Here is a 25621-nt window from a genome sequence, read left to right as displayed (position 1 = left end):
CCGCAAAACGTGAATGGGGATCGATCACACCTTTGTAGGGAAGTTATAGCGTAACATGTCTCCTGGGGACTTCTAAACGGAGACAGATACTCGAATCGCTTCTGTTCTCCCTGAAGTGACTTAACGGAATGGACTAAGGATATCCGGGCAGGGCCCACATAAGCCAGCTTAATGGAATACGTTCACAAGCTAGGGCTCTTGTACGCTAAGGCGGCGCGAAAAAATCCCCATGCCTATGCATGGGGATGCCTCGCGTTACCCGGGAAGCTTGAATTGGCTGTTGTACAGATCGTAGTAGAAGCCGCGCTTTGCGAGCAGCTGCTCGTGCGATCCGCGCTCCGCAATGCCGCCCTGGTGCATGACGAGAATTTCGTCCGCTTCGCGGATCGTGCTGAGACGGTGCGCAATGACAAAGCTGGTTCGACCCTGCATCAGCGTGCGCATCGCGGACTGGATATGCATCTCGGTCCGCGTATCGATGCTGCTGGTCGCTTCGTCCAGGATCAGAATGACCGGATCGGCGAGCACAGCTCTTGCAATGGTCAGGAGCTGCCGTTGCCCTTGGCTCAGGTTGCTCCCGCCGGATACCAGCATCGTGTCATAGCCCTCCGGCAGCTTCATGATAAAATCATGGGCGTTCGCCAGCTTGGCCGCAACCTCGATCTCTTCATCCGTTGCATCGGTTCGACCGTAGCGGATGTTCTCCCTGATGGAAGCGGAGAAGACATAGGCTTCTTGCAGCACGATGCCCAGCTTGCGGCGGAGGCTGTCTTTATCGAGCAGTCGGATATCCATGCCATCCAGCGTAATGCTGCCCGAATCAATCTCGTAGAAACGGGTGAGCAGGTTGATGATGGTTGTTTTGCCCGCGCCTGTCGGGCCAACCAGTGCGATGGTTTGTCCTGGGCTGGCTGTTAGCGACACATCGTTCAGAACCGTCACATCTTCCTTATAGCTGAAGGATACCCGATCAAATACTACCTCGCCACGTAGGCGGCCGGCGTCCTGCATTGGTTCTTCATTCTCGTACTCGGATTCCGTATCCATGATTTCAAATACGCGCTCGGCTCCTGCGACGGCTGACTGCACGAGGTTGAACTGATTCGCCAGATCGTTCAGCGGACGCTGGAACTGCTTGGAATAATTCAGGAAAGCTACGACGATTCCAACGGTGGTCCAATCCTGGAAGGCCATGTAACCCCCAACCGCAGCGATCAAAGCGAAGCTGACGTTGTTCAGCACGTTCATAACGGGACCGACGGTGCCGGCATAGATCTGTGCCTGGATGCTCGCTTCGGTCAGCTTTTTGTTATACGCGTCAAACTGCTCCCCTGCATGCCGCTCTCTCCGGTAGATCTGGACCACCTTCTGCCCGGAGACGGTCTCTTCAATAAACCCGTTAAGCTCACCCAAATTTGCCTGCTGCTTGGAGAAATACTTGCGGGTACGTCCGGCTACCGTCTTCGTGAACAGCATCACCAGTGGTATGGTTACCATGCTGAGCAGAGTCAGCCATAGGTTTAAGTAAAGCATAATGCCAAGCGAGCCGATGAGAGACAGGATGCTGGCGATCAGCTGCGTTACGCTTTGGTTCAGCGTCCCGGAGACGTTCTCGATATCGTTTGTCGTGCGGCTCATCAGTTCTCCGTGCGTCTTGCTGTCAAAAAAACGAAGAGGGAGGAGCTGCAGCCTAGCAAAAATATCCCGGCGCATGTCCTGAATGGACAATTGGGAAACCTTCACCATCACATGCTGCTGCAGCCAGGCAAAGAGGGCTGTCCCTGCATACACGGACAATAGAACCGCACATAAACCGGCAAGCCCCTTATAATCCCCCGGGATAATGTAGTCATCCACAGCGCTCCCGAGCAAGTATGGAGCGATGAGGGAGAGCACCGTACTGACCAGGGTGAACAGGAATACGGCTGCCATTCCTGCCCTGTAAGGCCGTATATAGCTCCAAATCCGGCGAATGGTGCCGAATGTATTCTTGGGCTTGCTTTTTGCTACGGTCATGCCATGCGTCGGTCTTCCGCCCCGCATGCTAAGATCCGGGGCATGATCCGAACGCTGCGTTCTTTCCTGTTCCGATCCACCCTGTTCCGATCCATCCTGAGCCGATCTTTCCTGATCCGTTCTAGCCATGGGCGGACACCTCCTTGCCGTATTGGGATTGGTAAATATCCCGATACAGCTCGCAGGAAGCGAGAAGCTCGGTGTGCGTGCCTTCCGCCACGATTCTTCCGTCATCCATGACCAGGATTTTGTCCGCGTCGATTACGGACGAGACCCGCTGCGCGATCATAAAGCAAGTCCGGCCTGACATGAGCCGGGACAATTCCTGCTGCAATCTGGATTCGGTGCTCATATCGAGCGCGCTTGTGCTATCATCGAGAATTAAAATGGACGGCCTTACAAGCAAAGCCCGGGCAATCGAAATCCGCTGTTTCTGCCCGCCAGACAGATTGACGCCCCGTTGTCCGAGTACCGTATCGTAACCATCCGGCATGGCGGCGATAAAATCATGCGCTTGGGCTGCTTTTGCCGCAGCAACAACCTCCTCGTCGGATGCATCCGGTTTGCCGTAACGGATGTTATCACGGATCGTGCCGGTAAAGAGAATGGTCTCTTGCAGAACGATGCCGATCCGCTCGCGCAGCGCAGCCAAATCGTATTCCCGCACATCCACGCCGTCGATCCGCACGCTTCCGGCCGATACGTCGTACAGACGAGGAAGCAAGGCAACCAAAGAGCTCTTGCCTGATCCGGTTGCACCCATGATGGCGATTTTCTGTCCGGGCTGTGCCCTGAACTGGATATCTTGCAGAACAGGCTTTCCGCTGTCAGCTCGATAAGCGAATGAAACCTGGTCAAATACCACCTCGCCATGAGGCTCCACCTGTTTAACCGGAGCGGATGGGGAGACAATATCAGGCTGGGTGTTCATTACTTCCTGGATCCGGTCGGCCGAGACCTTGGCGGTAGATATCCTCACCAGCATCATGGCGACGGATGAGACGGCAAACAGCACCTGGGTGACGTAATTGATGAATGCGACAAGGCTGCCGACTTCAAAGCTGCCATCGATGGCATTTTTTCCGCCAAACCATAAGACGGCAACGATGCTGACATTCAAAATCATCGTCAGGATCGGCATATTCAGCGCCACAAGGCGCTGGGTTTTGACGGAAGCATCCGTGAAATCCGCGTTTGCCTCGTGAAATCTCCGCTTCTCGTATCCGGCCCTGACAAAGGCCTTGGATACGCGGATGCCTGCAAAGTTCTCTTTAAGTACCGTATTTACCTTGTCGAGTTTGTTCTGAACCTTGGAAAACAGCGGCAAGGTTGCCCGGATCAGCAGAAACATGACAATGAACAGCAGCGGTACGGCAAGAGCCAGGATGACTGCAAGCTTGGGGCTGATGATTACCGCCATGATCATGCTGCCAATGGCCAGCAGCGGGGAGCGTACGAAAATGCGGAGCAGCATTTGGACCATTGTCTGGAGCTGCACGATATCATTTGTCAGCCGCGTAATCAGCGAACCGGTCGACAGCTCATCCAGGTTACGGAAGGAGAGGGTCTGGACTTTGCGGAACAAATCCCGCCGCAGGTCGGCTCCGAAACGCTGGGAAGCGATCGAGGAATAGACGGTGCATCCGAGACCGCCCAGCAGCCCGACTCCGGCACATCCTAGCATAAGCAAGCCTGTATGCAGGATGCGGGTCGTATCATTCTGCATGACTCCTTCGTCGATAATGCGCGCCATGAAAACCGGCTGAAGGAGATCCATGGCTACCTCCAGCAGCATGAGCAGCGGTGCTAGAACAGCCGCGACCCAGTGGGGGCGCAAGTAACGGAATAATTTGAGCAAGAGTGCGATTCACCTTCTTTTAGTGTATGGGGTATGGTCTAGTTACCAAGTTAAGCCATCCTCTCACGGATTGTCAAAGGGATATATTTTTATCGTGGGCGACCGCTTCTTAAGAAAATCTTTAGGTTTCATCTGCTATTTTCTTAATAGTTGTCACGTAAGCTGAGGGAGTTAATGACGACAGAGGGAGATGCTAAAGTTGAAGAAATGGATCATGCTGTTGATCGTATTCATGCTGGCCGGCTGCGAACCGACCGAGGAACCGCACCCTACGGGGAGTGCCGGGAACGAGGGTTTGGGTCAGGGTTCCGGTGTTCACCCAGCCAAGCAGAAAAAAGATGATAATCAGACGAATCAAAAACCGGATGCCGAGGTGCAGACCGTTCTAGTAGAAGAAGATCAAGTTCGCCGAGGTAATCTGGTCCTGGTAAACAAGGAGTTTAAGCTGGATGCCGGGGCAATACCATCCGATATCGTTAATCTGAACGATACGCCCGAGCTCTTGCAAGGGTATGTGCTGCTGGACAACTCGATCCGGCTGTCACGACAAGTAGCCGAACAATTCAACGGGATGATGGAAGCTGCCGCGGAGGATGGAGTTGTCCATTTCATGCTCAGCAGCGGCTATCGGGACATGGAGGAACAGGCGCAGCTGTATCGTGAAAAAGGGGCTGACTATGCGCTGCCCGCCGGCTACAGCGAGCATAATCTCGGCCTGTCCATGGATATCGGCTCAACCCAGATGCCGATTGACCAATCGCCGGAAGGCAAATGGCTTCAGGAGCATGCCTGGAAGCATGGCTTTATTCTCAGGTATCCGAAGGATAAGACTGAAATTACGGGGATCCAATATGAACCTTGGCATTTTCGGTATGTCGGCTTGCCGCACAGTCTGATCATGGAAGAGAAGCGGTTTACGTTAGAAGAATACTTAATGTTTTTGAAGAAGGAGAAAGCGTACTCAACAACCGTCGAAGGACAGCAGTACGATATTCGCTATGTACCCGTTGCAAACGGCGGCACCGTGATTGAGCTTCCTCAGAATAGCCAATATGAGCTCTCCGGCAGCAATATGGATGGTGTTATCGTCACGGTGAAACGAAGCGGGGGTGACCGATAATGAAGGCATTGCCCAAATGGACGTTAATGCTGCTGTATTGCGGATATTTGTATGTACTGCTCAAGGTTATCCTGTTTAAGTTCGGTGCGGTGGATGCATCGTTTCTGTTGAAACAGCTGGCTCGCGCGATGCAGCACCCCGATATGATACAGAATGGGCTGGAGTCCGCTAATTTCACGCCTTTTCTAACGATTCGACTGAATATCCGGCGGATCTCGGACCCGCATCATATGATTAATTTTCTGGGAAATCTGGTCATTTTTATGCCGAACGGCATATTCCTGGGGCTTCTGACCAAAAGGAAAGCCGTAGGAGCCTTGGTCGCTTCTCTGGCTGTCAGTCTTGCGCTGGAATGCTCGCAGCTGCTCTTCTCCTTAGGGAGCTTTGATGTGGATGATCTGATTCTCAACGGTTTCGGGGGACTTCTCGGTTATTTCGGTTATTGGCTGATACTGCTGCTATGTACCGATCACTCATCCAGCCAAGGCTCCGTGAGAGCTTCCAATCGTCCTGTAACCTAGGGAACATGCAGCTCTGCCATTTACCGTAATCGGAAGATTCACACGATTCTTCGCTCTCAAAGTATACGCATACCCCGCTTATAAAGGCACAAGAAATAAAGCCGGAGCCGGCATAGGATGTAGTAACTACTAGAGTGGGAGCGAGGTGAACAGTGCAGGATGCCTTCAAGACGGAAGAGACGTGCAACATCCAGATCCGAAACGGCCAAGCGATGGGTCGGCCACCCGGTCGTTGTGGTGCTGAAGGACGGCAGCTGTTATGTCGGCGAACTGAATAAGGTGCACGGCAAGGAAGTCACCCTGTCGGGATTCCGGGTTAATGACCAGATGGCGGCCCGAATCGCCAAGAACGGCGAACGTGCTCGAATTTCCGGATTATTCAGCGATTTATTCGGTGCCGGCGCGTTCAGCAGCGGTTCTCCAGCTGCTGCCGGAGCTGCCGCCGAAGCCGAAAACCGAGGTGGCCCGGGACCACTCGGATTCATCGGCGATATCTTGCCTCACATCAAGCTTGGCGTGAATGTAATCCAGTCTATCATGCCTCTCCTCAATATGATGAAGATATAAGATCGTTCCACGGATTCTCCATGTGAAAGAAGCTTGATCGAATCAAGCTTCTTTCTTGTTTGCCTGCATGGTTTGTCGTCCGAGCGTCGACGATAATCGCGCAGCAGTCATCATTACACCTTCGCGCCGGGAGAGGCACGCGGTAAGTAAATGGGCCGTTTACGCGAGCGCACGCAAAATGGTCCGGGTTGCCTCGAGCTTGTTTCGTTCATCCCGGTCGTCGATGGACTGCAGCAAAATGAGCATCGGCATAAATACAGCGAGCATGCGTGCCAGGACATGAGTCTCATCGTCGACCTCACCATACGTTTCAAAGAAGGCGGGCCGGGAAGACGGGGGCAGGAAGCTATAGGCTACGCTTAAGTCGCATGCGGGATGCCCCACATTAACGTCGCCCCAATCGATGATCCCGGATATGATCCCGGTGCCGTCGACCAGCACGTTTTTATAATGCAGATCACCGTGAATCAGGGCTTTCTGCGTGGAAGCCCGGCCGAGCGTGATCGTATGGATAAAGCTTTCAAGCGCGCCGGCCGTTTCGCTTCCGAGATGCGGGCTCAGCTTCGGCAGAAACCCTAGCATGCGTTCTTTGCGTCCTGCGATATCCGATAGATTTCGCTGATCATGCGGCACCCCTTCCGCTTCGGCCGTATCCAGGGGGAACGTGTGAAGAGACTTTAGAAATTGCGCAAGAATCTGCGCGGAACGTGCGCGCTGAGCGTCGCTTAAGCCGGTTGGAAGCACGCCGGGTACATGGGTGTAGCCCAGAAAAGGTGCCGGATACTCCGTGCTTTCCTTGCCAAAATAAAGCGGTTTCGAATAAGGTACGGTTATGTAATCAGATAGCTTCGGCAGAATCCGTGCTTCGGTTTGCAGTAGAGGCACGGCGGCCCGTCTTCTTGGAAACCGGAAAACATAGTCGGACCCAATGCGGTAGACGATATTATCCCAGCCATGGCCCAGCAGCTCAACCGTTTCAGCAGAGAGCTCCGGGAACTGGCGGTCCAGCAAACGCCGGACGAGTCCGGAGGATACATCCCACTCGGGATCCCAAGGATTTGCACACATGGTATTACCCCCTTTGATTGGCTGCAGCTTCAAGGACGGAATGGTTTATCCATAATGGAAATGGCTCATTCATTGTAAGCCCAAATCCGTTCGTCTGCAATGCAGCGTAAGATTCCAAAAGCGATTGAATGTGTAACTGGTACGGAGGGCGGGATTCCGGCATGGAAGACGGATCGACGTATTGGAGCAGGGGAGGTTATACTAATTCATGAAAGGGGGGAAACGTTAGGATGCAACGGATTCAGTCCATTATGAAAAATCACTACGGCATCGAAATAAGTGGTGTCAGGCCGCAGCAAGGCGGCTGGGCCGCATTGGCATTTAAAGTGAGCGATGATCGCCGCGCCTATTTTCTTAAGCAATATGAGAAGAGCCGCGCCTCTACGCCGAAATGGACGGCGGCCATTCGGGAATACATCCCGATCCTGGCGTGGCTTTCGGAGCAGGAATCCTTTCGCGGAAAGGTGCCGGTGCCTGTTCAAACCCTGGACGGCCAGTACCGCTGTGAGGATGAACACGGGATCTATCTGCTGTTTGAGTATATTGAAGGCGAAACGATTGGCGAGAACGAATTGACGGGAGAGCAGGTCAAGCAGCTGTCCGAAATCGTCAGCGAGCTTCACCTGCTGGGAGAGGAAATCCCGTATTCTACGCAAGGCATTCGCGAGAGCTTCGAGGTTCCGTTTCTGCGCAAGCTGGAGGATCGCATGCAAGAAGGCTTGCCGGATGATATGGAAGCAGCAATAGCCCCGGCTCGTTCGCACTTGGTCAAAGGGATGCGTACGGTTCGCACGCTATCAGAGCGTTTAGCAGGCCGCAATCTGCGCATGGCGCTCTGCCATATGGATCTGCACCACTGGAATCTGATGCAGAGCGGGGATGAATTAGTGCTTCTCGACTGGGAAGGAATGAAATTAGCGCCGGTGGAATCGGATCTGATGTTTATGACGGATACGCCGTATTTTGAGCAATTTATGCATATTTATCGTTCCCGGCATAACGGCTACCAGATGGATGAAGATGCGCTGCGGTTTTATCAAATCAGGCGTCGGCTTGAAGATATTTGGGAATTCATGGAGCAGCTGTTGTATGACGAACAGGCCGAAGAAGAACGCAGGAATACGCTGGACAGTCTGCGTAAAGAGCTGCTCGAGTTCGAAGCCGAGATATGAAGATCCCTCACATTACATAACGAGCAATCAGCCAGCTGGTGAACACCATAAACCATGATACAAATCCGAAGATTACAACAATTTTGTTCTCGCTCCAGCCGTATTTCAAGCTGAAATGAAAATGGATGGGTGTCATTCGGAATAATCTCAGCTTCGTGCGCTTGTAATACCAGACTTGCAGAATGACTGAAAGCTGCTCGGCTAAATAAACGAAAAATAGAAGCGGAATTAAAATTTCAACCTTCTCGATAACAGCCAGGAATGAAAGGGAGCCGCCGATGGCAAGCGATCCCGTATCCCCCATGAACGCTCTGGCAGGATAAATGTTGTACAGCAGCAAACCGAGAAGACAGCCGATCATGACAAGCGAGAATGCTTGTACCTCCGGCTTGTCGGATATGAGAAAAAAGAAGAAATAAGTGGGAATGGATACGTTGATCAGCAGCCCGTCCAATCCGTCAGTAAAATTGATCGCATTGGCGGATCCGACGATAAAGAGCAGCATGATAATCACGTACGCGGCAATCGGCAGCTGCAGGGAATATCCGCCCAATAGTTCGATATCGCTTGAGAGCGAGAAATACCGGAATAGTACGAGCAGCAGCCCGCCGGTAAACAGAAATTGAAACACCAGCTTCATCCGCCCGGATATGCCGGAGGGATCCTGAAAGACAGCCTTTTTAAAATCATCCATGAAGCCGATCGAGCTGAACAGAAGAAAGGTCGAGCATAAGAAGATCATGAGCGGATCGGGATGAAATTGCAAAGAGACGATGATTCCGATCAAGAGGATAAGACCGGCCATGAGAGGCGTTCCGCGCTTGGCTTGATGATCGGGAGGAAGCTCCGTGCGGATCGGCTGCATCAGCTTCAATGTGCGCAGCCCCCAGATGAGGAGCGGCGTAAATAAGGTTACTAATAAGAACGCAAGTCCGGATACACCAAGCATACTGCTCATTTCCTATGCACCGCTTTCTTTAGAAAAATTATGCAATATGATTATATTGTATTTCTTGGTGATAGACAATTATGCCAAGCTGAAGGACTAGAAGGCATAAAAGCAGGAATCCAAGCTTCCAACATGCAAACAATTTCGCATCGTTTAGTCGGAGCATGTGTGCGGACAGGTTCGAAGGACGCCTTCGTTATCGCGGAGATGCTGGGGGCTAAGCAGGGGGCGGGTATCCATTCCATGGCTGACAAGGGATGGATGGAAGTGAGTTTGTGATCATGAAAAAGGGACGGCCGTTCGATGACGGCCGTCCCTTTTTACAAGTTCGCTGCTGACTTTCCCTCTCAATTGGGCTCGATATGAACATGAACATCATAGACGCCGTGCGAGAGCTTTAATGCATGCTCCACCTCATCGGCGATATCATGAGCAACCCGAATGTCCATATTGGATTTCACGAGAATGACGACATCGACCACGGCGTTACTGCCGTAATTCCTGGCGCGGATGTTTTTAACGCCTTTAACGCCCTGAACGCGCTGCACCGTTTTTCGGAAGGCGCTGATCTTATCCTCATCGAAACCATCGGTTAAGTGGTGGGAGGCATCGCGAAAAATATCCCATGCCGTCTTGCAGATCAGGAAGCCGACAAGCACGGCCGTCACCGGATCGAGCCAAGGCAAGCCGAGAGCGGCGCCGACAATACCGACAACGGTGCCGATGCTCACCCAAGCATCCGACAGGTTGTCCTTGGCTGCAGCCATGACCGCTTGGCTGTTGATTTTGGCGGCGAGGCGCTTATTGTACCGATAGACAAAGTACATCACAATGGCGCAGAATGCTCCGGTCCACGCAGAGATCAGGTCAGGCGCCTCATGCTTGCCTTCAAATATAGAAGAAACCGCCCCAAAGAGCACCTGTATACCGACCGCCATCATGATGAAGGAGGCCATTAAGGAAGCGACCGTTTCGGCCTTCCAATGTCCGTACGGATGGTCTTGATCCGCTGGCTTCTGCGATAAGCGGAGCCCGATCAGCACCGCAATCGAGGCAACGATGTCTGTTGCATTATTCAATCCGTCCGCCCTTAGGGCTTCGGAGTTCCCGGCATAACCTATTACGAGTTTAATTGCAGATAAGCACAGATAAGCAATTATACTGATAATGGCGCCCTTTTCACCTGTTTTCAAATCTTCGTAACGCTGTTGTTCCACATCTAGCCGACTCCTTCCGCATCCCTCAAACAATACTTGACTATATTATCAAGGCGATGACGGGTGGGTCTAGAGCAACGTTGTTTCCTATCACTTAATAAGTGACGAGAGGCAAAAAGAGTTGCACCGGACTAAGAAAAATAGAGAGGGGAAATCATAGCCGCCGGTTTGCGCGCCTCATAGACAGCAGCTGCTCGAAGCTCGCCACGGACGGCTGAGCAACTCGCGAAGGACGGATTAGGGTCCGGTCACATGATGTTGTTCAAGTAGAGCATATACTCCCCGCGATGAAGCGGGTTTACCTGCTTGCGGCTGTTCTCCGGAATATTGCCGCGAACACGAACGTGGCCCCCGGGCCTGATGGTCAGCAGACCTTCGCCGCTCGTCAAGGCATGAACCTCGGCTTTGAGCTGGTCAGAGGTGCGAACAGGGATCGTTCCGTTGATGTGGACGATGCCGTTCACAAACCGCGGCTCCTCGAAGGTTCCTTCTAATGCACCCAGGGACGATAACACCTTGCTCAAGCTAAATTCCGGTACGATGAATTGAAGCTTGTTCACCGGTTCATAGACATTCGTTCCAGCCTCGTTCAAGGCCTTCATCAGCACGAGCGGCGTCAGACTCCGGAAATCCTTGGCCGTCGAGACGGGACTTGCATAGCCGGTATGAGTTAACGTTACGACAATATCCGTGACGGACCATCCAAAGAGCCCTTCCTGCAGGACCTCGAACACGGTATCTTTGATCGCTTTCTGAAAGGACAGCGGAAGGGAGCCAAGCTCGACCTCCAATCGGTATTGCAATCCCGATCCGTCGATTCCCGGCTCCACCCGGAAACCGACGGTTGCATAGAAGGGGTTCTGAGGCTCTCCCATCCGCTCCACGGCCGCTCCGATAGAAACCGGCTTCTCCAAACAAATCACTTTTGGAGCGGAGAAGACGGCTTCGATGCCGTACTGCTCCCGTATGATTTCAAGCAGGATTTCCTGCTGGACCTTGCCGAATACGTGAATGAAGCTTTCTTGCGTTCTTGAATCGCGCGTATATTGCAGGAAAGGGTCCTCCATGGTGAGGTCGCTCAATGCGAGATGCAGGATAGGAGCATCCTTTGAATCCATAGCGGATACCTTGACCTGGATCGGGGGGCGTTCAAAGCGGAAGGACTTCATCCGATCGGATACAACGCCGATCACGTCGCCTACCTTCACATCCACGCCGCCCAGCACCGCGATGTCCCCGGCATAGACGCCGTCCGTTGGCACGATGGCTCCATGCATCAGGCAAAACAGCTGTTTTACCTTCATATACGTTGTGTGCCCGTCTTTCGAAACGACCGGTATTCGCTCCCGCTTCCGGATGCTTCCGGCGAACAGCCGGAGATAGACAAGACGCTCCCCATTTGCCTGCTTCATGACCTTGAATGCAAGGCCGGATAAAGGATCGGCGCTGTCCTCGACGGGAGTATGAACAGGCAGGAACGACTGTAATGCCTCCAGGAGGGGGTCGATCCCTACGCCCCTGGCTGCGGATCCCGCAAATAGCGGATAAGCTGCAGCATTCTTGGTCTGCTGGCGCAATTCCGCCTGCAATCGAACCGCAGAAACAGGGATGTCATGCGCATAATGCCTCAGCATATCTTCGTTGTTCGAAGCCAGAATCTCGAGCCAGCCAGCTTCATGTGGGTCGGCGGGACGGACCGTGGCCCACGCCGTACCTTCCTCCGATGGGACCGACATCTCGCAAACGTTCCCGCTCAGCCGCTGACGGATCATGCTGCAGACTTTGCGGTAGTCCGCCCCCATCCGGTCGAGCTTGTTTATAAATAAAATGGTCGGGATGCCCTGTTCCTTCAACGTTTGCATCAGTACCCTTGTTTGTGCCTGCACGCCTTCAACGGCAGAAATAACCAGGATAACGCCGTCCAGAACGCTTAACGAATGCTCGACTTCCGATATAAAATCCGCATGACCTGGCGTGTCGATCAAATTGACCTTCAATTCTCCCAGCATAAACGAAACCGCCGCGGATTTGACCGTAATTCCCCGACGGCGCTCAATATCGAGCGAATCGGTCGTTGTATTGCCTTGATCAACCGAGCCGGCTCGGTTGATCACGCCTGTCTTAAAGAGAATCTGTTCGGTTAATGTCGTTTTGCCAGCATCAACATGGGCCAACACCCCGATATTCAATATGTTCTTCATATATAGCAGCCCTCATTATTAAATTCATTGTGATCGTTCCTTTCGATTGCGCATTCTGTTTCAGTTGCCGCATCAATACCGCCTCCATATTCAATAAAGTTACTAATAGTTTATCCACCCAGCCGTACTCTGGCATATGCCGAGAACATTTATAATGAATCATTCTCTTGCTCCTGACGCTTCATCCTCCGATGTTGAGGTTTCCAGGTGAATTATTCAGTTATATCTGATTAATACCGTGAACGGCTTCCCGGTTTGGATTAGGATAGACCCATACACCAGATAAAAAGGAGTCTTGCGTATGATTTCACTTCATGCGATCAATAAAAACAACTGGGAGGATTGCATTCGCCTCAAGCCGAAGGCTGAGCAAGCAAAGTGGATTGCCCCCAACCTTTACTCCATCGCTGAGGCGCAGTTTATGGAGGGATTCCGAACAAGGGCCATTTATCATGATGAGGACATGATCGGCTTTGTCATGTACGGGGTTCATACCTACGATGATAATTATTGGATTTACAGGTTCATGATCGATGAGCATTATCAGGGGCTGCATTATGCGAAGCCGGCCCTGCGGCTAGTGCTCGAAGAGATCCGCAGCGCGCCTGATCAGACGAAGCATGTGATGCTTTGTTATAAGAAAGAGAATGAGCGGGCGGAGAGATTATATCTCCAGACCGGTTTTCGGAAAGCGGGGATCGCACCTTGGGGAGATATGATGGCAAGATATACATTTGCCGGCTAAGGAAACGTTCGTATGAACCCTGAGTCTTCCAATGGATCGATATGAACAACAGGCAATCGTTCCCCTTTCAGATGGCGGTTTCAGCGCATAAGAAGATGAACCTCATGATATATATGGCACCGAATCATCTTGTGCTAGAATACGGAGTTAGAAGAGGGATATGTTCCGTGGTCCGTAGCGGGGGTGACTCCGCTTGCAGAATGATAACTTTCATAGAACGGAGGAGCGTTCGTGATCACTATACTCCGGAAGTATTCCATCCGCGTTCAGCTGCTTACCATCGGTGGGGCGATGCTGCTGTTATTGTTCGGGACTTTTCTATGGAGTTATGACCAAATGCGGGGAATCACCTACAAACGGAACAGCGAATATACCCTGGAGCTGATATCAACGATTCAGAAAAATATCGCGGACAACGCGGACTCCATTAACCGCATTTTGCCTAATATCGCTTATAATGAGACGATTCAGCGATTTTTGATGGAGCGCGAGCGCCTGGCTCAGTTCGAACTGCAGGGAGCAGTTGAAGCACTTCTTGTTAATCTTCAGTCCATGAAACAGGGGATCGATAGAATCGTGCTCCTCTCTACGGTAGGGGGAGGCTTCTATAATTGCGTAAACTGCAAGGATTATATTCCTTTTGACGATATTCCCGACCAGACCAACGCCTATTATTCAGGACTTTATCACTATAAGCTCTCAAGTCCGACGAAGAATGTGGTGTATGTGGGTACGCCTGTGTATGATAAGAAAAACGTTGTGACAATCGGGAAAAAAATCGGTTATGCCGTCATCGTTCTGGAGGCCGATGCGATCGCACCCCAGCTCGGCTCGATGTCGACTCATCTTGCCGGGAAATTTTATGTACTGGACCGTAACGGAATCGTAGTGACAAGTAACGACGCTCCAAGCATCGGCCAATCGGTTGGCGGAATGGCAGAGGATGCTGCTCGTGCGCTTCAAGTCAAGGAGGGCGAGCCCGTTAAGTTTCAGAACGAAGAGGGAGATTTCATCCTGCATGCCAGGCCGGTGCCGGCGATCGGCGGAAGTATCGTAAGCGTGTTCGAAACAGGTGAGCTATTCAGCGGATTGAAGGATATGCTGACCCTTGTTCTTGGCATCTTTTCGTTGTCCATCGTAATCTTATATGCCTTTTACACCGCTATAAGCCGCAACATCCTTAACCCGATCCGCGCTTTCATGAAAATTATCAGCGGCCTGCGATCGCAAGGATTAGATAATCCGAACAAACGTGTATCGCTTGACGGGTATGCGGAGATTAGCATCATGGCCAGGCAGTTCAATACACTGCTCGATGAGATCGACGATCTGGCTGCGAAGCTTGTCGATTCAAAAACATATATTTATGAGCTGAAGCTTCTTAGGAAGCAAGCGGAGCTGCAATTTTTAAAGAATCAGATCAATCCCCATTTTCTTTACAATACGCTCGAAACCATTAAAGGAATCGCATATGTGAAGAACGTCCCCGAGATTCGGGAAATGACGGATTCTCTTGGACTCATCTTCCGCTACAGCATTAAAGGCGGAGACGAAGTACGGCTCAAGGAGGAGCTTGCGATCGTTAATGCCTATATCCGGATTCAACAGATTCGATTCCAGGATCGGTTTGACGTTGTGTATGATGTGGATGAACGAAGCTTGCGGGTTTCGGTCATCAAGATGATTTTGCAACCGCTTGTGGAGAATGCGGTGTTCCATGGAATAGAACCGAGCCTTGAGCGATGCCTCCTAACGGTAGGAAGCCGGATTGAGGGCAGCAGCATGCTGATATGGGTGCAAGACGATGGTGTAGGCATGGAGCCTGCCCAGCTGGATGAAATCCGTGCTCATTTAGAGGACAAGTCTGGCCCGGACCTGACCTCGGATACAAAATTTATCGGCATGTTAAACGTAAACAACCGAATCCGATATACCTATGGGCCGGCGTACGGCATCGTATCGGTCGATAGCGAACCGTCGAACGGAACCAGAGTAGTTATCAAGCTTCCGCATGGAGGAATGACAAATGCAGTATAAGGTTTGGCTTGCAGATGACGAACCCTGGATCTTGGAAAGCTTGAAGCGAATGCTTGACTGGCCGTCCCACGGTTTTGAAATTGTGGGGGAATCCAGCAACGGACTGGATGCTTACCGGCAGATGAAGCACCATCGACCGGATGTTGCGTTCATTGATATCCGGATGCCGGGCATGAACGGAATCGAATTGATCCAGAAGCTGTATGAAGAAGAGACCGGGGTCTGTTGCGTGGTCGCCAGCGGATACGCGGAGTTTGAGTACGCCAGGCAAGCTATGCATTACGGTGCTGGCGGATATATCCTTAAACCATTTCGTAACGAAGAAATATCCGAAGTGCTGCAGGGTTTGAAGAATCGTCTGAAACGCGAAAAGCAGCCCGAAGCCATTCGGCCATCTGACGCGATTACGGATACGGCAGATTCGCGCCCGGGGGACGATACACTGCGCTCGATTGAGCAGTACATTCGCGGGAATTTCCGGGAGCCTCTAACGGTTCAGGATATTTCCAGACAGTTCTTTCTCCATCCGAACTATTTAAGTTCGCTGTTTAAACGGGAATTCGGGGTCAATTTCACGAAGTTTCTAAACGATATCCGAATGGAGCACGCTTGCAGCTTATTGCTCAACAGTCGCTTATCCGTCCGAGAGGTGGCGGAACAGGCCGGGTACAAAGACTATTTCTATTTCGCAAAAATGTTTAAACGGCACACGGGCTTGACGCCGACCGAGTACCGTTCCATAGATGCATCGACAAAACCATAGATTCGGATCAGCCCCGCTGAATGCCTCGGAACACCTAGTGTGTCCGGGGCTTTTTCGTGCGACTGAAGCGGATTTGACACGCAAGGCTTTGAGCGAATGATGTTAGAAAAGTACATAGCATATCTGAGGATCGTACATATGGTTTACCTTCAGCGCACCGTATACTTGGAGCATTAAAAGATAACGCCATGAAAGAGAGGGCAGATGCGATGGAGAAAAGCTTATGGGCGCGGATGGTGGAGCATAAATACATGTACTTGCTCGTGTTTCCGCTGCTAGTGTTCTACATCCTGTTCGAGTATGTCCCGCTGTATGGCCTGCAGCTTGCCTTCAAGGAATTTAATTTCGCCGAGGGCGTATGGGGCAGCGAATGGATTGGACTGGCCAATTTTCAAGAGATCTTTTTATTGGATGACTTTTGGACGGCGTTCCGAAACACGGTCATCATTGCACTTGGCCGGCTAATCTTTGAATTTCCCGTACCGATTGTAGTTGCACTGCTTCTGAATGAAGTCCGAACGGCCAGACTAAAGAAATTTTATCAGGTTGTGTACACGTTTCCGCACTTTTTATCTTGGGTTATCGTTAGCGGAATTCTCGTTAATTTTCTGGGCTCGTTCGGCGTACTGAATCAATTGCTGGACATATTGGGGTTTGAAAAAGTCAGCCTGCTGGTAGACCCCGAATCATTTCGCGGTCTTTTGTTCGGCAGCAGCATTTGGAAGGATATGGGGTGGGGGACGATCATTTATTTGGCGGCCATCGCCGGGATTAATCCGTCACTCTACGAAGCGGCCAGCATCGATGGAGCCAATCGGTTTCACCAGATGCGATATATTACCTGGCCGTCTCTAAAGAGCACGGTTGTGATCCTGTTGATTCTGCAAATCGGCAATACGATGAGTTCCGGTGGGAGCGGGTTTGACCAAATTTTTAATCTGTACAACCCGGCTGTTTATGAAAAAGCGGATATTCTCGATACCTATGTCTACCGAAGGACTTTTTCGGTCGGCGACAGCTATGGGACGTCAACGGCCGTCGGCTTGTTTAAATCCATCATCAATCTTGCGCTGCTGGTAGCGGCAAACCGCGCGGCCAAGAGGTTGGGCCAGGATGGTCTCTACTAAAGCATGCCAAGCTGCGTTGCTGCTTGTATTTCGGGTGAAAGGAGGACGCCAATGAAACCGAAAGCGAATGGAGCCGATTACATGATTCACATCCTGCTTATGCTGATGGCCGTCATGACCATTCTGCCCTTTTACAATGTATTCATCACTTCATTTGCCGATCCGGCGTCGGTCGTTAAGCAGCAGTTCTATTTAATTCCCACCAGCTTTAATCTCAGCTCATACCGTATGCTGCTTGACGGCAGTTATGTCGGGAAAGCGCTGTTGAACTCCCTCATTGTCACGGTGTTCGGAACGTCGGTTAATATGCTGGTGACCACATGCGGAGCTTATGCCTTGTCCAAGAAATCCATGCCCGGCCGCTCCATTATGATGGCAGGCATCGTATTTACGATGCTCTTTTCGGGAGGACTTATTCCATATTATTTGACGATTAAGGGGCTTCAGTTGATCAATCACTATGGAGCCATGATATTCCCTGTAGCAGTCAGCACCTTCTTCTTGATTGTCATGATCAATCACTTTCGCACGATCCCGCCGAGTCTCGAGGAGTCCGCTAAGATCGATGGGGCGAATGATCTGTATATCCTCTTTCGCATCGTCATTCCGATTTCCAAGCCGACGATTGCTGCGATTACCTTGTTTTACGCGGTCGCCAGATGGAACGAATGGTATAATGCGATGCTGTTTATGACTGACACCGATAAGCATCCCATGCAGCTGTTCTTAAGGAACATGCTGGCAGACGTAACCAAGATGGCCAGGGACGATATGGGCGCGGCCATGATGTCGCAGCTCAATCAGGGCTACCCCGACGGGATCAAAATGGCAAGCGTCATTATAACCATGGTGCCGATTATGCTGGTGTATCCATATCTGCAGAAACACTTTTCGGCAGGCGTAACATTGGGTGCTATCAAAGAGTGACACATATTCACGAATATCGATGGGGGAGGTTTTACTATGCAAAGCGTCCGCTGGCAAGGAAAATCCGTTTTGATCGCGATCATGATCCTGGCTCTTGTCATTACAGGTTGCACCGGGAAGGCAGGCAATAGCGAGGCTGGAGAAGGTGGATCCGGGGGAGGGAAGAACGGGAAGAAGCTGGATATATCGGTCTCTTTTTTTAACATCGGGCTCGCCTTTCCGAACCGTGAAACAGACGAATATTTGAAGCAGCTCGAAAGCAAATTTAATGTCCGTTTCGTTGACAAAGTGATCAGCTATTCGGATTACAAGGAAAAATATCAGCTCTGGAGCGCCTCCGGCGAGCTCCCCGATGTGTTCAGTCACGATATCATTAACTCGGAGACGTATTATTCCTGGATTAAACAAGGGATCATTCGCGCACTTCCAGACGATCTCAGTCCCTATCCGAATGTAGCCAAGGTGCTTTCGCTCGACGAAACCAAGTCGCTTCGTGTGGACGGGAAGGCCTATATGATTCCGCGCCTGACGTACCGGGATTATGATACATGGGCGATGGAACGTTCCTTGATCGTCCGCAAGGATTGGATGGAGAAGTTAGGGATTGCGGATCCCGTTACCTACGATGATTATTTGAATATGCTGAAGGCTTTCGCCAAGGATGACCCGGACGGAAATGGCAAGAACGATACGGTTGGTCTTACCTTCCGGTCGGCTGCGATGCTGGCTCCCATTGCCGGAGGCACCTTTCCACACCTGCTGAACAGCTCGTGGGTGAAGGAGAATGGAACGTATATCCCTTACTATGCCTCCGATAAGATGAAGACGGTCGTCAAGCAGATGCGCCAGCTCTTTACGGAAGGCGCGATCGATCCGGATTTTGCCATTATGAAAACAAACGACGGGATTGAAAAATTCGGCCAGGGTAAAGTGGGCGCGATCTCCATGCAGGCTACTCCGAACGGTTTAGCCAAGCTCAATGCGGCATGGAGCAAATATAACAAGGACACAAAGTTTGAGGATATTGCCCACATCATTCCGGTGACATGGCAATCGGATGACGGAAACCGATACCGCTATACGGCCGTTACGTTCTGGTCGGAAAGCTATTTCAGTGCTCGAGTGAACGACGAGAAAATGGACAGAATCCTGCAAATATACGATTATCTGCTCTCTGACGAATTTATCAGAAATAAACAGTACGGAATTGAAGGGAAGGACTATACCATAGAAGGCGAGAAGATCACGATTACGCGAGAGAAGAATGAAGAGGGCGAATTTAAAACGATTGGCAGCTTGTATCCGTCCTTCAACCTGTTTGGTTCGCTCGCGGCTTGGGGACAAGAGCTCGAATTCGTAGAGAGTGAAGTCAACAATATTGCATATGGAGAGAAGCTGTCGAGGATGTCGAGGGAAGGACTGAAGCAGCGAATCGCCGAGCATGTCCCCGTGCCGACCAATTATCAGCTGGAACTGCTGTATACCCCGGCCAAATCGAAGCTGAGCGCCATAAATCCGACGGAGGATTTGACTAGGGTCATGCTATCCAAGGAGGACCCGGTAGCGATGTGGGAGAGCATTGTGGCAGGTTACGAGAACAAAGGCTTGTCACAGGCTATACAGGAAGTAAATGAAGCTGTGCGAGAGCAGGGGCTCGACAAATGAGCGACAGTCAGAGCATGGATTATCCGATTGCCTGCACAGACCAGAAAAGCCATCGAATCCTGGTTTTCGCCCCGACAGCGCCCGATTGGAACATGGACGAATCATTGATATGGTCCTGGTCTCTCTTAGACGTGGACGGATTCAGCGAGCTCCTTCCGGCATGGGGGCTGCCGACTGAAGCCAAGCTTCGGCATGATCCGATTCGCGGTGGGCAGTGCATGATCGTTACGGATTCTTGCGGGCTTGCAGCGATCATTCCTTATCCCGGAGGAAAATCCCTCATATGGGGGGCCTGCGTAGGCGGCAATCCTCACTCGGCCGAGCTGCTTCCTAACGGGAATCTGGCTGTGGCGGCCAGTACAAGCGGTTGGGTCAGGATCTATGCTTCTTCCCAAGGGCTAACAGATCAAGTTTATGCCGAGCTTCCGCTTCCTGGTTCGCATGGTTTGCATTGGGATTCTCGCCGAAATGTATTATGGGCTCTAGGCGATCATGATTTGGTAGCCCTCCGTCTCGAAGGAACAGATGATCAACCGGAGATCGCGGTGGACGATCGGGTTCCCCTGCCAAGCAGGTACGGCCATGATCTCCAGCCCGTGTGGGGAAACGACGATCGCTTGTGGATCACTACGGTTTCGCATGTCTACCAGTACGTCATACCATCCGGTCGGTTTGTGAGTGAATATGCGGATTGCCCGTTTGTGGATTGGCATGATGTGAAGAGCATCGGCAATCAACCTTCTGGCGTAATCGTTTCTGCTGCGCCCAAACCGGGAGGACTTTATGAATGGACGACGGACGAGATCCGCTTACACGGGACATCGAATCGGATCCGCAAAGGGACAGCGATATACAAGGCTAGGATTTGGGCCCCGGGATATTAGCCCGTCTATGATCACAATAAGGAGGCTGGAGCATGACTTCACTAAAGAAGCATCGGTCTGTCCTATCGGATCATCCTTCCAGGTGGCCGCTTGGAACATCGCTCTCGTTAAATGATTGGGCCGATGGTCATGTCGATATTGAAGCTGTTCATCAAGCCGGCATTAAGGTTATCGAGCTGGCTTGGCGAAACGATGCCTTCGATCTGTTCAATCCGGTGAATGAGCGGACCTGCAGATTTTGGATCGAGAATAGTCGAGAGCTTGGAATCAGCATTTGGACGCTGCATCTGCCTTATGGCCCCGCCTTCGATATATCGGCCGTCAGCGAAGCGGCTTCTGTCGAGGCTTCCCGCTTATTATGCCGGTTGATGCAGCTTGCCCATGAATGGGGCATTCCCATGGTTGTACTCCATCCAAGCTGGGAGCCAATTACGGATGAGGAACGTCCGCAACGGCTGGAAGCGTGCAGGAGGGCATTATCGGTGCTGGCAGATGAAGCGGAAGCGCTCGGCATACGGATCGCAGTTGAATGCTTGCCGCGCACGTGCCTCGGGAATTCGGGCCGGGAGATCGCAAGTCTGCTTGCAGCGGATCCTCGGCTCGGCATATGTTGTGATGTCAACCATCTTCTGCTGGAAGCCCCGGAATGCTTCATCAGAGAACAGGGCGAACGCATCTTCACGGTCCATATGTCGGATTGCGACGGTCGAGATGAAAGACACTGGATGCCGGGCATGGGCTCCATTCGGTGGGACGAGGTTTTGCGAGCATTGGTTCTGCACGATTACCAAGGTCCGTTTATGTTCGAGGTCCGCAGACCTGTTCCTTCGGAATTGGCAGCTTGCTGGGAACGATTGATCAAAAGCTATGATCTTGCTTATCCGAAAGCAATCGAACTTCCGTGAACACATGATGAAAGGAAGGGATCAAATGAATAATCGGAAGAAGATGACATCCCGGCTGCGCCATTTGCTGCTCGCTGCTGGTATCTCTCTGGCTGCCCTGACTCTCTTTATTGCCGGGGATAACCTAAGAATGAGCTGGGTGGACGCATCTTCGCCTCTCCAGGAGGATTATGATATCGCTATGAGCGATCAAGCGTCCAAAAAAATATTGGTGATGGACCCTGGCGTCTCTGATTGGAATGATTCCAGGGCCGTTAAATGGTCTTGGGCACCCAGTGCATCCAACGGCTTCGCTGAGTTTACAGCCTATTGGGGATTGCCGACGGAAGCACGGATTAGAAACAGCGCTTTCTTCGGAACCCAGGTTATGCTCGTTACCGACTCAAGGGGATTGGCCGCGATTATTCCATATCCTGCAGGAAATTATAAGCTCTGGGCAGCGAATGTAGGCGGCAATCCCCACTCCGCCGAACTTCTGCCCAACGGCAACATTGCCGTTGCAGCAAGCACTGGAGGCTGGGTACGGATTTATACATCGTCTCAGAGCTGTCATTCAATGACATACGCAGAGTATCGTTTGGAGAGCGCTCACGGCGTATCTTGGGATCCGCATAATGAAATATTATGGAGCCTGGGAAATGGGGCGATCGTTGGGTTGAAGGTAGGGGGAACAGCCGCGAGCCCGACGTTGACCGAGCATGTTCGACTGGATGTTACCCGCTTGAACGGGCATGACATACAACCGGTGTATGGAGACCTTGACCGATTGTGGGTGGCATCGGGTGGGAAGGTATATCAATACGTCAAATCGACCAATTCGCTCGATCTTACGTATGCGGGAGCTGACGAGATCAGCCGGGTGGGCGTAAAGGCTGTCGGTAATCAGTCATCAGGCCAGGTGGTGCAAACGGTCGCGGATGTCGCGAAGAATCCGGTCGGCGGCTGTACGCTTTACACGTGGTGTACGGATTCGGCAGACTTTTTCCTTCCGAGTGCAACGCGTACCAAGACCGGTGCTGCATTCTACAAAGCACGGATACTGAATCCTAACTATCAGTAGTTGAAGATAGCCGGGATCGAGAGCCCATATCCCTTTCAAAAGCTCTTAAGGCGACGAGTGAGGAGATGCTGCTGAGGATCGTCCAAGCGATGTGCTTGGGCGATCTTTTTTTGCCTGGTATGGTATGCTATCCTTACGTATCAGGGATGGATCTGAAGGAGGCAATCGGATGTTGATGATGAACGAGAAAATAAAAGCACGCGAGGTTGAACTGACGGGACTCGACGGTGAGGACCTCGGCATCATGCCACGGGACGAGGCATTAGCCCTGGCGAAAGCGAATAAGGCGGATTTAGTGTGCACTTCGCTGTTCAGCAGCCCTCCGCCATGCAAGCTGGTCAGCCGAGGAATGGCCAAGCAGGAGGCCGCGAAGGAGAAGAAAGGACAGAAGCCGGCCAGCGGTCCGATCAAAGTGAAAGAATTTCGCCTCACCGTACATATCGAGGAGCACGACTATGACACCAAGCTGTCTCAAATGCAGAAGCTGCTTGAATCGGGCAAGGCGGTCCAGCCGATCATCCGCATTCAGGGCAAGGAGGGCGATGCCGCCAGGAAGCTGCTGGAACGGTTGATCCACGATCTGGCCGGGAAGGGAACGAAGGAAACCGGCATCCAAGTGAGCGGCAAACAGGCGACGGTGAAGCTGCTCCCGGTGTAAATGCCACCAGGCGTGCAATTCCATGATTTACTTTTGCGTTCTTTGATGATACTATAATTCAAATTATAAACGCGATGAAGAGAAGAGTAGACGAGTCAGGATTCCCTGCAGAGAGCCCCGGCAAGCTGAAAAGGGGCGGGAAACCCTTCGTTGAACCAAGCCTCTGAGCGGCGCATCGGAACTTGTGGTTTACATAAGCAGATGGTGCGACAGGAGCTCCTGTTATAGAGCTAGGGTATAAGCCGTCAGCCGATGGCCGTACCTGATGAGACCGGTATCGTGAGATATCGGCAAATAGGGGTGGCACCGCGAAATCAAATCTCGTCCCCAAGACATTTGTCTTGGGGGCGGGATTTTTTGTCGTTCCAGAGGAAATGAACATGTTAATTTAGAGGAGGTTGTACCCATGAGCACTGACAAAAGAAACGAAGCTATGAAGTCCGACTTTCTGACGGACATTGTGCGGGAGGACATCGCGAGCGGAGTGTACAGCAGGCCGATCGCGACGCGTTTCCCGCCCGAGCCGAACGGTTATCTTCACATCGGAAGCGCATATGCCATCCAGGTTAACCATTCGATCGCTGACCGGTTTGACGACAGGTTTAATCTGCGCTTCGATGATACGAACCCGCTTAAGGAAGACGTTAAATATGTGGAGGCGATCAAACAGGATATTGAATGGCTTGGATTGAAGCCGGATGTATATTTCGGATCGGATTACTCGCAGCAAATCTACGAGGCCGCAATCAAGCTGATTCGCAAGGGCAAGGCCTATGTCTGCGACCTTAGTCCGGAGCAGATAACTGCTTACCGGGGAACGCTGACCGAGCCGGGGAAGGATAGTCCATACCGAGGCCGGACGGTGGAAGAAAATGAGTCCTTATTCAAGCAGATGAAGAATGGAGAGTTTGCAGCCGCCTCGAAGGTGCTTCGGGCGAAGATCGATATGGCATCGCCTAATCTCAATTTGCGGGATCCCGTACTGTACCGGATTATCCATGCGGAGCATTACCGAACCGGAAATGAATGGTGTATCTACCCGATGTATGACTTTGCCCATCCGATCCAGGATGCCATTGAAGGGATTACGCACTCCTTATGCTCGGCTGAGTTCAAGGATCACCGCCCGCTGTATGAATGGGTACTGAGGGAGCTTGATATTCCGGAGCCTCCCAAGCAGAGGGAATTCGGCCGGCTGAATATTTCGGGAACGGCTACGAGCAAGCGATATTTGAGGGAGCTGGTTGATGGGGGTTATGTCGACGGTTGGGATGACCCAAGACTGCCGACACTGCAAGGGTTGCGCCGTAGGGGCGTGACTCCGGAAGGGCTTCGACGATTTCTCGAAGAGCTTGGCGCGCTAAAAAATCCTAGTACCGTGGACTCGGCGATGCTGGAGCACTTTGTCCGCCAGGATTTGAAGATGCGGTCCCTGAATGCCATGGCTGTGATGCACCCGCTGAAAGTGGTCATCACGAATTTTCCGGCGGACCGGACGGAAATGCTTGTTCTGCGGAACCATGAAGGCGATGAATCCCTGGGAACCAGGAAAGTCCCGTTCACCAGGGAACTGGTGATCGAACGGGAGGATTTCATGGAGGATCCGATCGCAGGGTTTCACCGGCTGTCGCCGGGGCAGGAGGTGCGGCTGAAGGGAGCTTACTTTATCCGCTGCGAGGAAGTCGTAAAGGACCCGTTAACCGGTAAAATAACCGAGCTGCACTGCACCTATGACCCGTTGACACGAAGCGGAAGCGGGTTCAACGCAAGGAAAGTCAAGTCGACGATTCACTGGGTATCCATGAGTTGCGGGATCCATGCAGAATTGCATCTGTATGATCGCCTTCTGAAGGAGACCGCTGTTCTTGCAGAATCCGGCAACGATTGGAAGGAGCTCCTGAACCCGGCATTGTTGATTCGGGTGGAGACGGCTTTTCTTGAGCCGAGCCTAAGCAATGCCTCATTCCATCAAACCTACCAGTTCATCCGACACGGCTACTTCTGTCTCGATAACAAGCACGCCCATTCCGGGCATCTTGTGTTTAACCGCGTTGTGCCGTTGAAGGATTCGTGGAAGAGGCAGAACAGCGACATGTTCAAATGACCATGTATGCGATGCATTAAGCTTTGCGAACGCTAGGAATAGAGTTGCATTCGCTGC

General features: G+C 51.8%; 21 protein-coding genes and 1 other annotated feature. Of the genes, 15 read left to right on the top strand and 6 right to left on the bottom strand.

All coding sequences use genetic code 11. The annotated features are described in order from the left end of the window. Positions 1–255: 255 nt before the first annotated feature. Together NST44_RS23445 and NST44_RS23440 are read right to left on the bottom strand one after the other, a co-directional pair. Positions 256–2145: an ABC transporter ATP-binding protein gene (locus tag NST44_RS23445; RefSeq protein WP_028405516.1), complete on the bottom strand. Its 1890-nt coding sequence runs from the start codon at positions 2143–2145 to the stop codon at positions 256–258. After that, a complete protein-coding gene (locus NST44_RS23440) occupies positions 2138–3874 on the bottom strand; it encodes an ABC transporter ATP-binding protein (protein ID WP_213616907.1) in 1737 nt (578 codons plus the stop codon). Before NST44_RS23440 ends, NST44_RS23445 begins: the two co-directional genes overlap by 8 nt. A gap of 199 nt (positions 3875–4073) precedes the next feature. Between NST44_RS23440 and NST44_RS23435 the strand changes: the two genes are divergently transcribed. The 3 genes from NST44_RS23435 (at position 4074) to NST44_RS23425 (ending at position 6082) form a co-directional block, all read left to right on the top strand. Continuing rightward, positions 4074–4994: a D-Ala-D-Ala carboxypeptidase VanY gene (locus NST44_RS23435; RefSeq protein WP_007130370.1), complete on the top strand. Its 921-nt coding sequence runs from the start codon at positions 4074–4076 to the stop codon at positions 4992–4994. Continuing rightward, positions 4994–5515: a VanZ family protein gene (locus NST44_RS23430; protein ID WP_213616905.1), complete on the top strand. Its 522-nt coding sequence runs from the start codon at positions 4994–4996 to the stop codon at positions 5513–5515. Before NST44_RS23435 ends, NST44_RS23430 begins: the two co-directional genes overlap by 1 nt. Before the next feature lie 159 nt (positions 5516–5674). Then, positions 5675–6082, top strand: a complete 408-nt coding sequence (locus NST44_RS23425; protein WP_028405519.1) for a hypothetical protein — start codon at positions 5675–5677, stop codon at positions 6080–6082. A 159-nt stretch (positions 6083–6241) separates the two neighbouring features. Here NST44_RS23425 and NST44_RS23420 read toward each other — a convergent pair whose 3' ends face one another. Further along, positions 6242–7150 (bottom strand): phosphotransferase, encoded by a 909-nt coding sequence (locus NST44_RS23420; RefSeq protein WP_251535230.1) that lies wholly within the window; start codon positions 7148–7150, stop codon positions 6242–6244. 230 nt (positions 7151–7380) lie between these two features. Here NST44_RS23420 and NST44_RS23415 point away from each other — a divergent pair, with 230 nt between their 5' ends. Beyond that, complete coding sequence (locus tag NST44_RS23415) at positions 7381–8322, top strand: aminoglycoside phosphotransferase family protein (protein ID WP_210095291.1); 942 nt, start codon at positions 7381–7383, stop codon at positions 8320–8322. A gap of 7 nt (positions 8323–8329) precedes the next feature. On the opposite strand, the gene mraY is transcribed toward NST44_RS23415, so the two are convergent. The 3 genes from mraY to NST44_RS23400 form a co-directional block, all read right to left on the bottom strand. After that, positions 8330–9280: a phospho-N-acetylmuramoyl-pentapeptide-transferase gene (gene mraY / locus NST44_RS23410; protein WP_028405522.1), complete on the bottom strand. Its 951-nt coding sequence runs from the start codon at positions 9278–9280 to the stop codon at positions 8330–8332. 338 nt (positions 9281–9618) lie between these two features. Then, positions 9619–10488, bottom strand: a complete 870-nt coding sequence (locus NST44_RS23405) for a cation diffusion facilitator family transporter (protein WP_007130364.1) — start codon at positions 10486–10488, stop codon at positions 9619–9621. A 248-nt stretch (positions 10489–10736) separates the two neighbouring features. Next, positions 10737–12689: an elongation factor G gene (locus NST44_RS23400; RefSeq protein WP_007130363.1), complete on the bottom strand. Its 1953-nt coding sequence runs from the start codon at positions 12687–12689 to the stop codon at positions 10737–10739. A 301-nt stretch (positions 12690–12990) separates the two neighbouring features. Here NST44_RS23400 and NST44_RS23395 point away from each other — a divergent pair, with 301 nt between their 5' ends. From NST44_RS23395 to NST44_RS23345, 11 genes are all read left to right on the top strand, one after another. After that, positions 12991–13434, top strand: a complete 444-nt coding sequence (locus tag NST44_RS23395) for a GNAT family N-acetyltransferase (protein ID WP_007130361.1) — start codon at positions 12991–12993, stop codon at positions 13432–13434. A gap of 231 nt (positions 13435–13665) precedes the next feature. Further along, a complete protein-coding gene (locus tag NST44_RS23390) occupies positions 13666–15471 on the top strand; it encodes a cache domain-containing sensor histidine kinase (protein ID WP_007130360.1) in 1806 nt (601 codons plus the stop codon). Beyond that, positions 15461–16234 (top strand): response regulator transcription factor, encoded by a 774-nt coding sequence (locus NST44_RS23385; protein WP_007130359.1) that lies wholly within the window; start codon positions 15461–15463, stop codon positions 16232–16234. The genes NST44_RS23390 and NST44_RS23385 overlap by 11 nt, the downstream gene beginning before the upstream one ends. Positions 16235–16443: 209 nt before the next feature. Then, the gene (locus tag NST44_RS23380; protein WP_007130358.1) at positions 16444–17361 is read left to right on the top strand and encodes an ABC transporter permease; all 918 of its coding nucleotides are present in this window, start codon (positions 16444–16446) and stop codon (positions 17359–17361) included. A 51-nt stretch (positions 17362–17412) separates the two neighbouring features. Then, positions 17413–18288 carry a carbohydrate ABC transporter permease gene (locus NST44_RS23375; protein ID WP_007130357.1) on the top strand — a complete coding sequence of 292 codons (876 nt, stop codon included), beginning with the start codon at positions 17413–17415 and terminating at the stop codon, positions 18286–18288. 36 nt (positions 18289–18324) lie between these two features. Next, positions 18325–19953 carry a hypothetical protein gene (locus NST44_RS23370; RefSeq protein WP_340900741.1) on the top strand — a complete coding sequence of 543 codons (1629 nt, stop codon included), beginning with the start codon at positions 18325–18327 and terminating at the stop codon, positions 19951–19953. Then, positions 19950–20837 carry a DUF6528 family protein gene (locus NST44_RS23365; RefSeq protein ID WP_340900740.1) on the top strand — a complete coding sequence of 296 codons (888 nt, stop codon included), beginning with the start codon at positions 19950–19952 and terminating at the stop codon, positions 20835–20837. Before NST44_RS23370 ends, NST44_RS23365 begins: the two co-directional genes overlap by 4 nt. A gap of 32 nt (positions 20838–20869) precedes the next feature. After that, on the top strand, positions 20870–21742 hold the full coding sequence (locus NST44_RS23360; protein ID WP_340900739.1) for a sugar phosphate isomerase/epimerase family protein: 873 nt from the start codon (positions 20870–20872) through the stop codon (positions 21740–21742). A gap of 25 nt (positions 21743–21767) precedes the next feature. Then, positions 21768–22802, top strand: coding sequence for a DUF6528 family protein (locus tag NST44_RS23355; protein ID WP_340900738.1), 1035 nt, complete (start codon positions 21768–21770; stop codon positions 22800–22802). A gap of 169 nt (positions 22803–22971) precedes the next feature. Next, a complete protein-coding gene (gene infC, locus NST44_RS23350) occupies positions 22972–23460 on the top strand; it encodes a translation initiation factor IF-3 (RefSeq protein WP_028405530.1) in 489 nt (162 codons plus the stop codon). Positions 23461–23525: 65 nt separating this feature from the next. Beyond that, positions 23526–23792: a binding site (T-box leader), on the top strand. A 74-nt stretch (positions 23793–23866) separates the two neighbouring features. Further along, the gene (locus NST44_RS23345) at positions 23867–25564 is read left to right on the top strand and encodes a glutamine--tRNA ligase/YqeY domain fusion protein (protein ID WP_340900737.1); all 1698 of its coding nucleotides are present in this window, start codon (positions 23867–23869) and stop codon (positions 25562–25564) included. Positions 25565–25621: the final 57 nt, after the last annotated feature.

Source organism: Paenibacillus sp. FSL W8-0919 (genome assembly GCF_038003785.1).
Lineage (GTDB): Bacteria > Bacillota > Bacilli > Paenibacillales > Paenibacillaceae > Paenibacillus_AQ > Paenibacillus_AQ lactis.
This window is presented reverse-complemented; position numbering and strand designations above follow the sequence as displayed.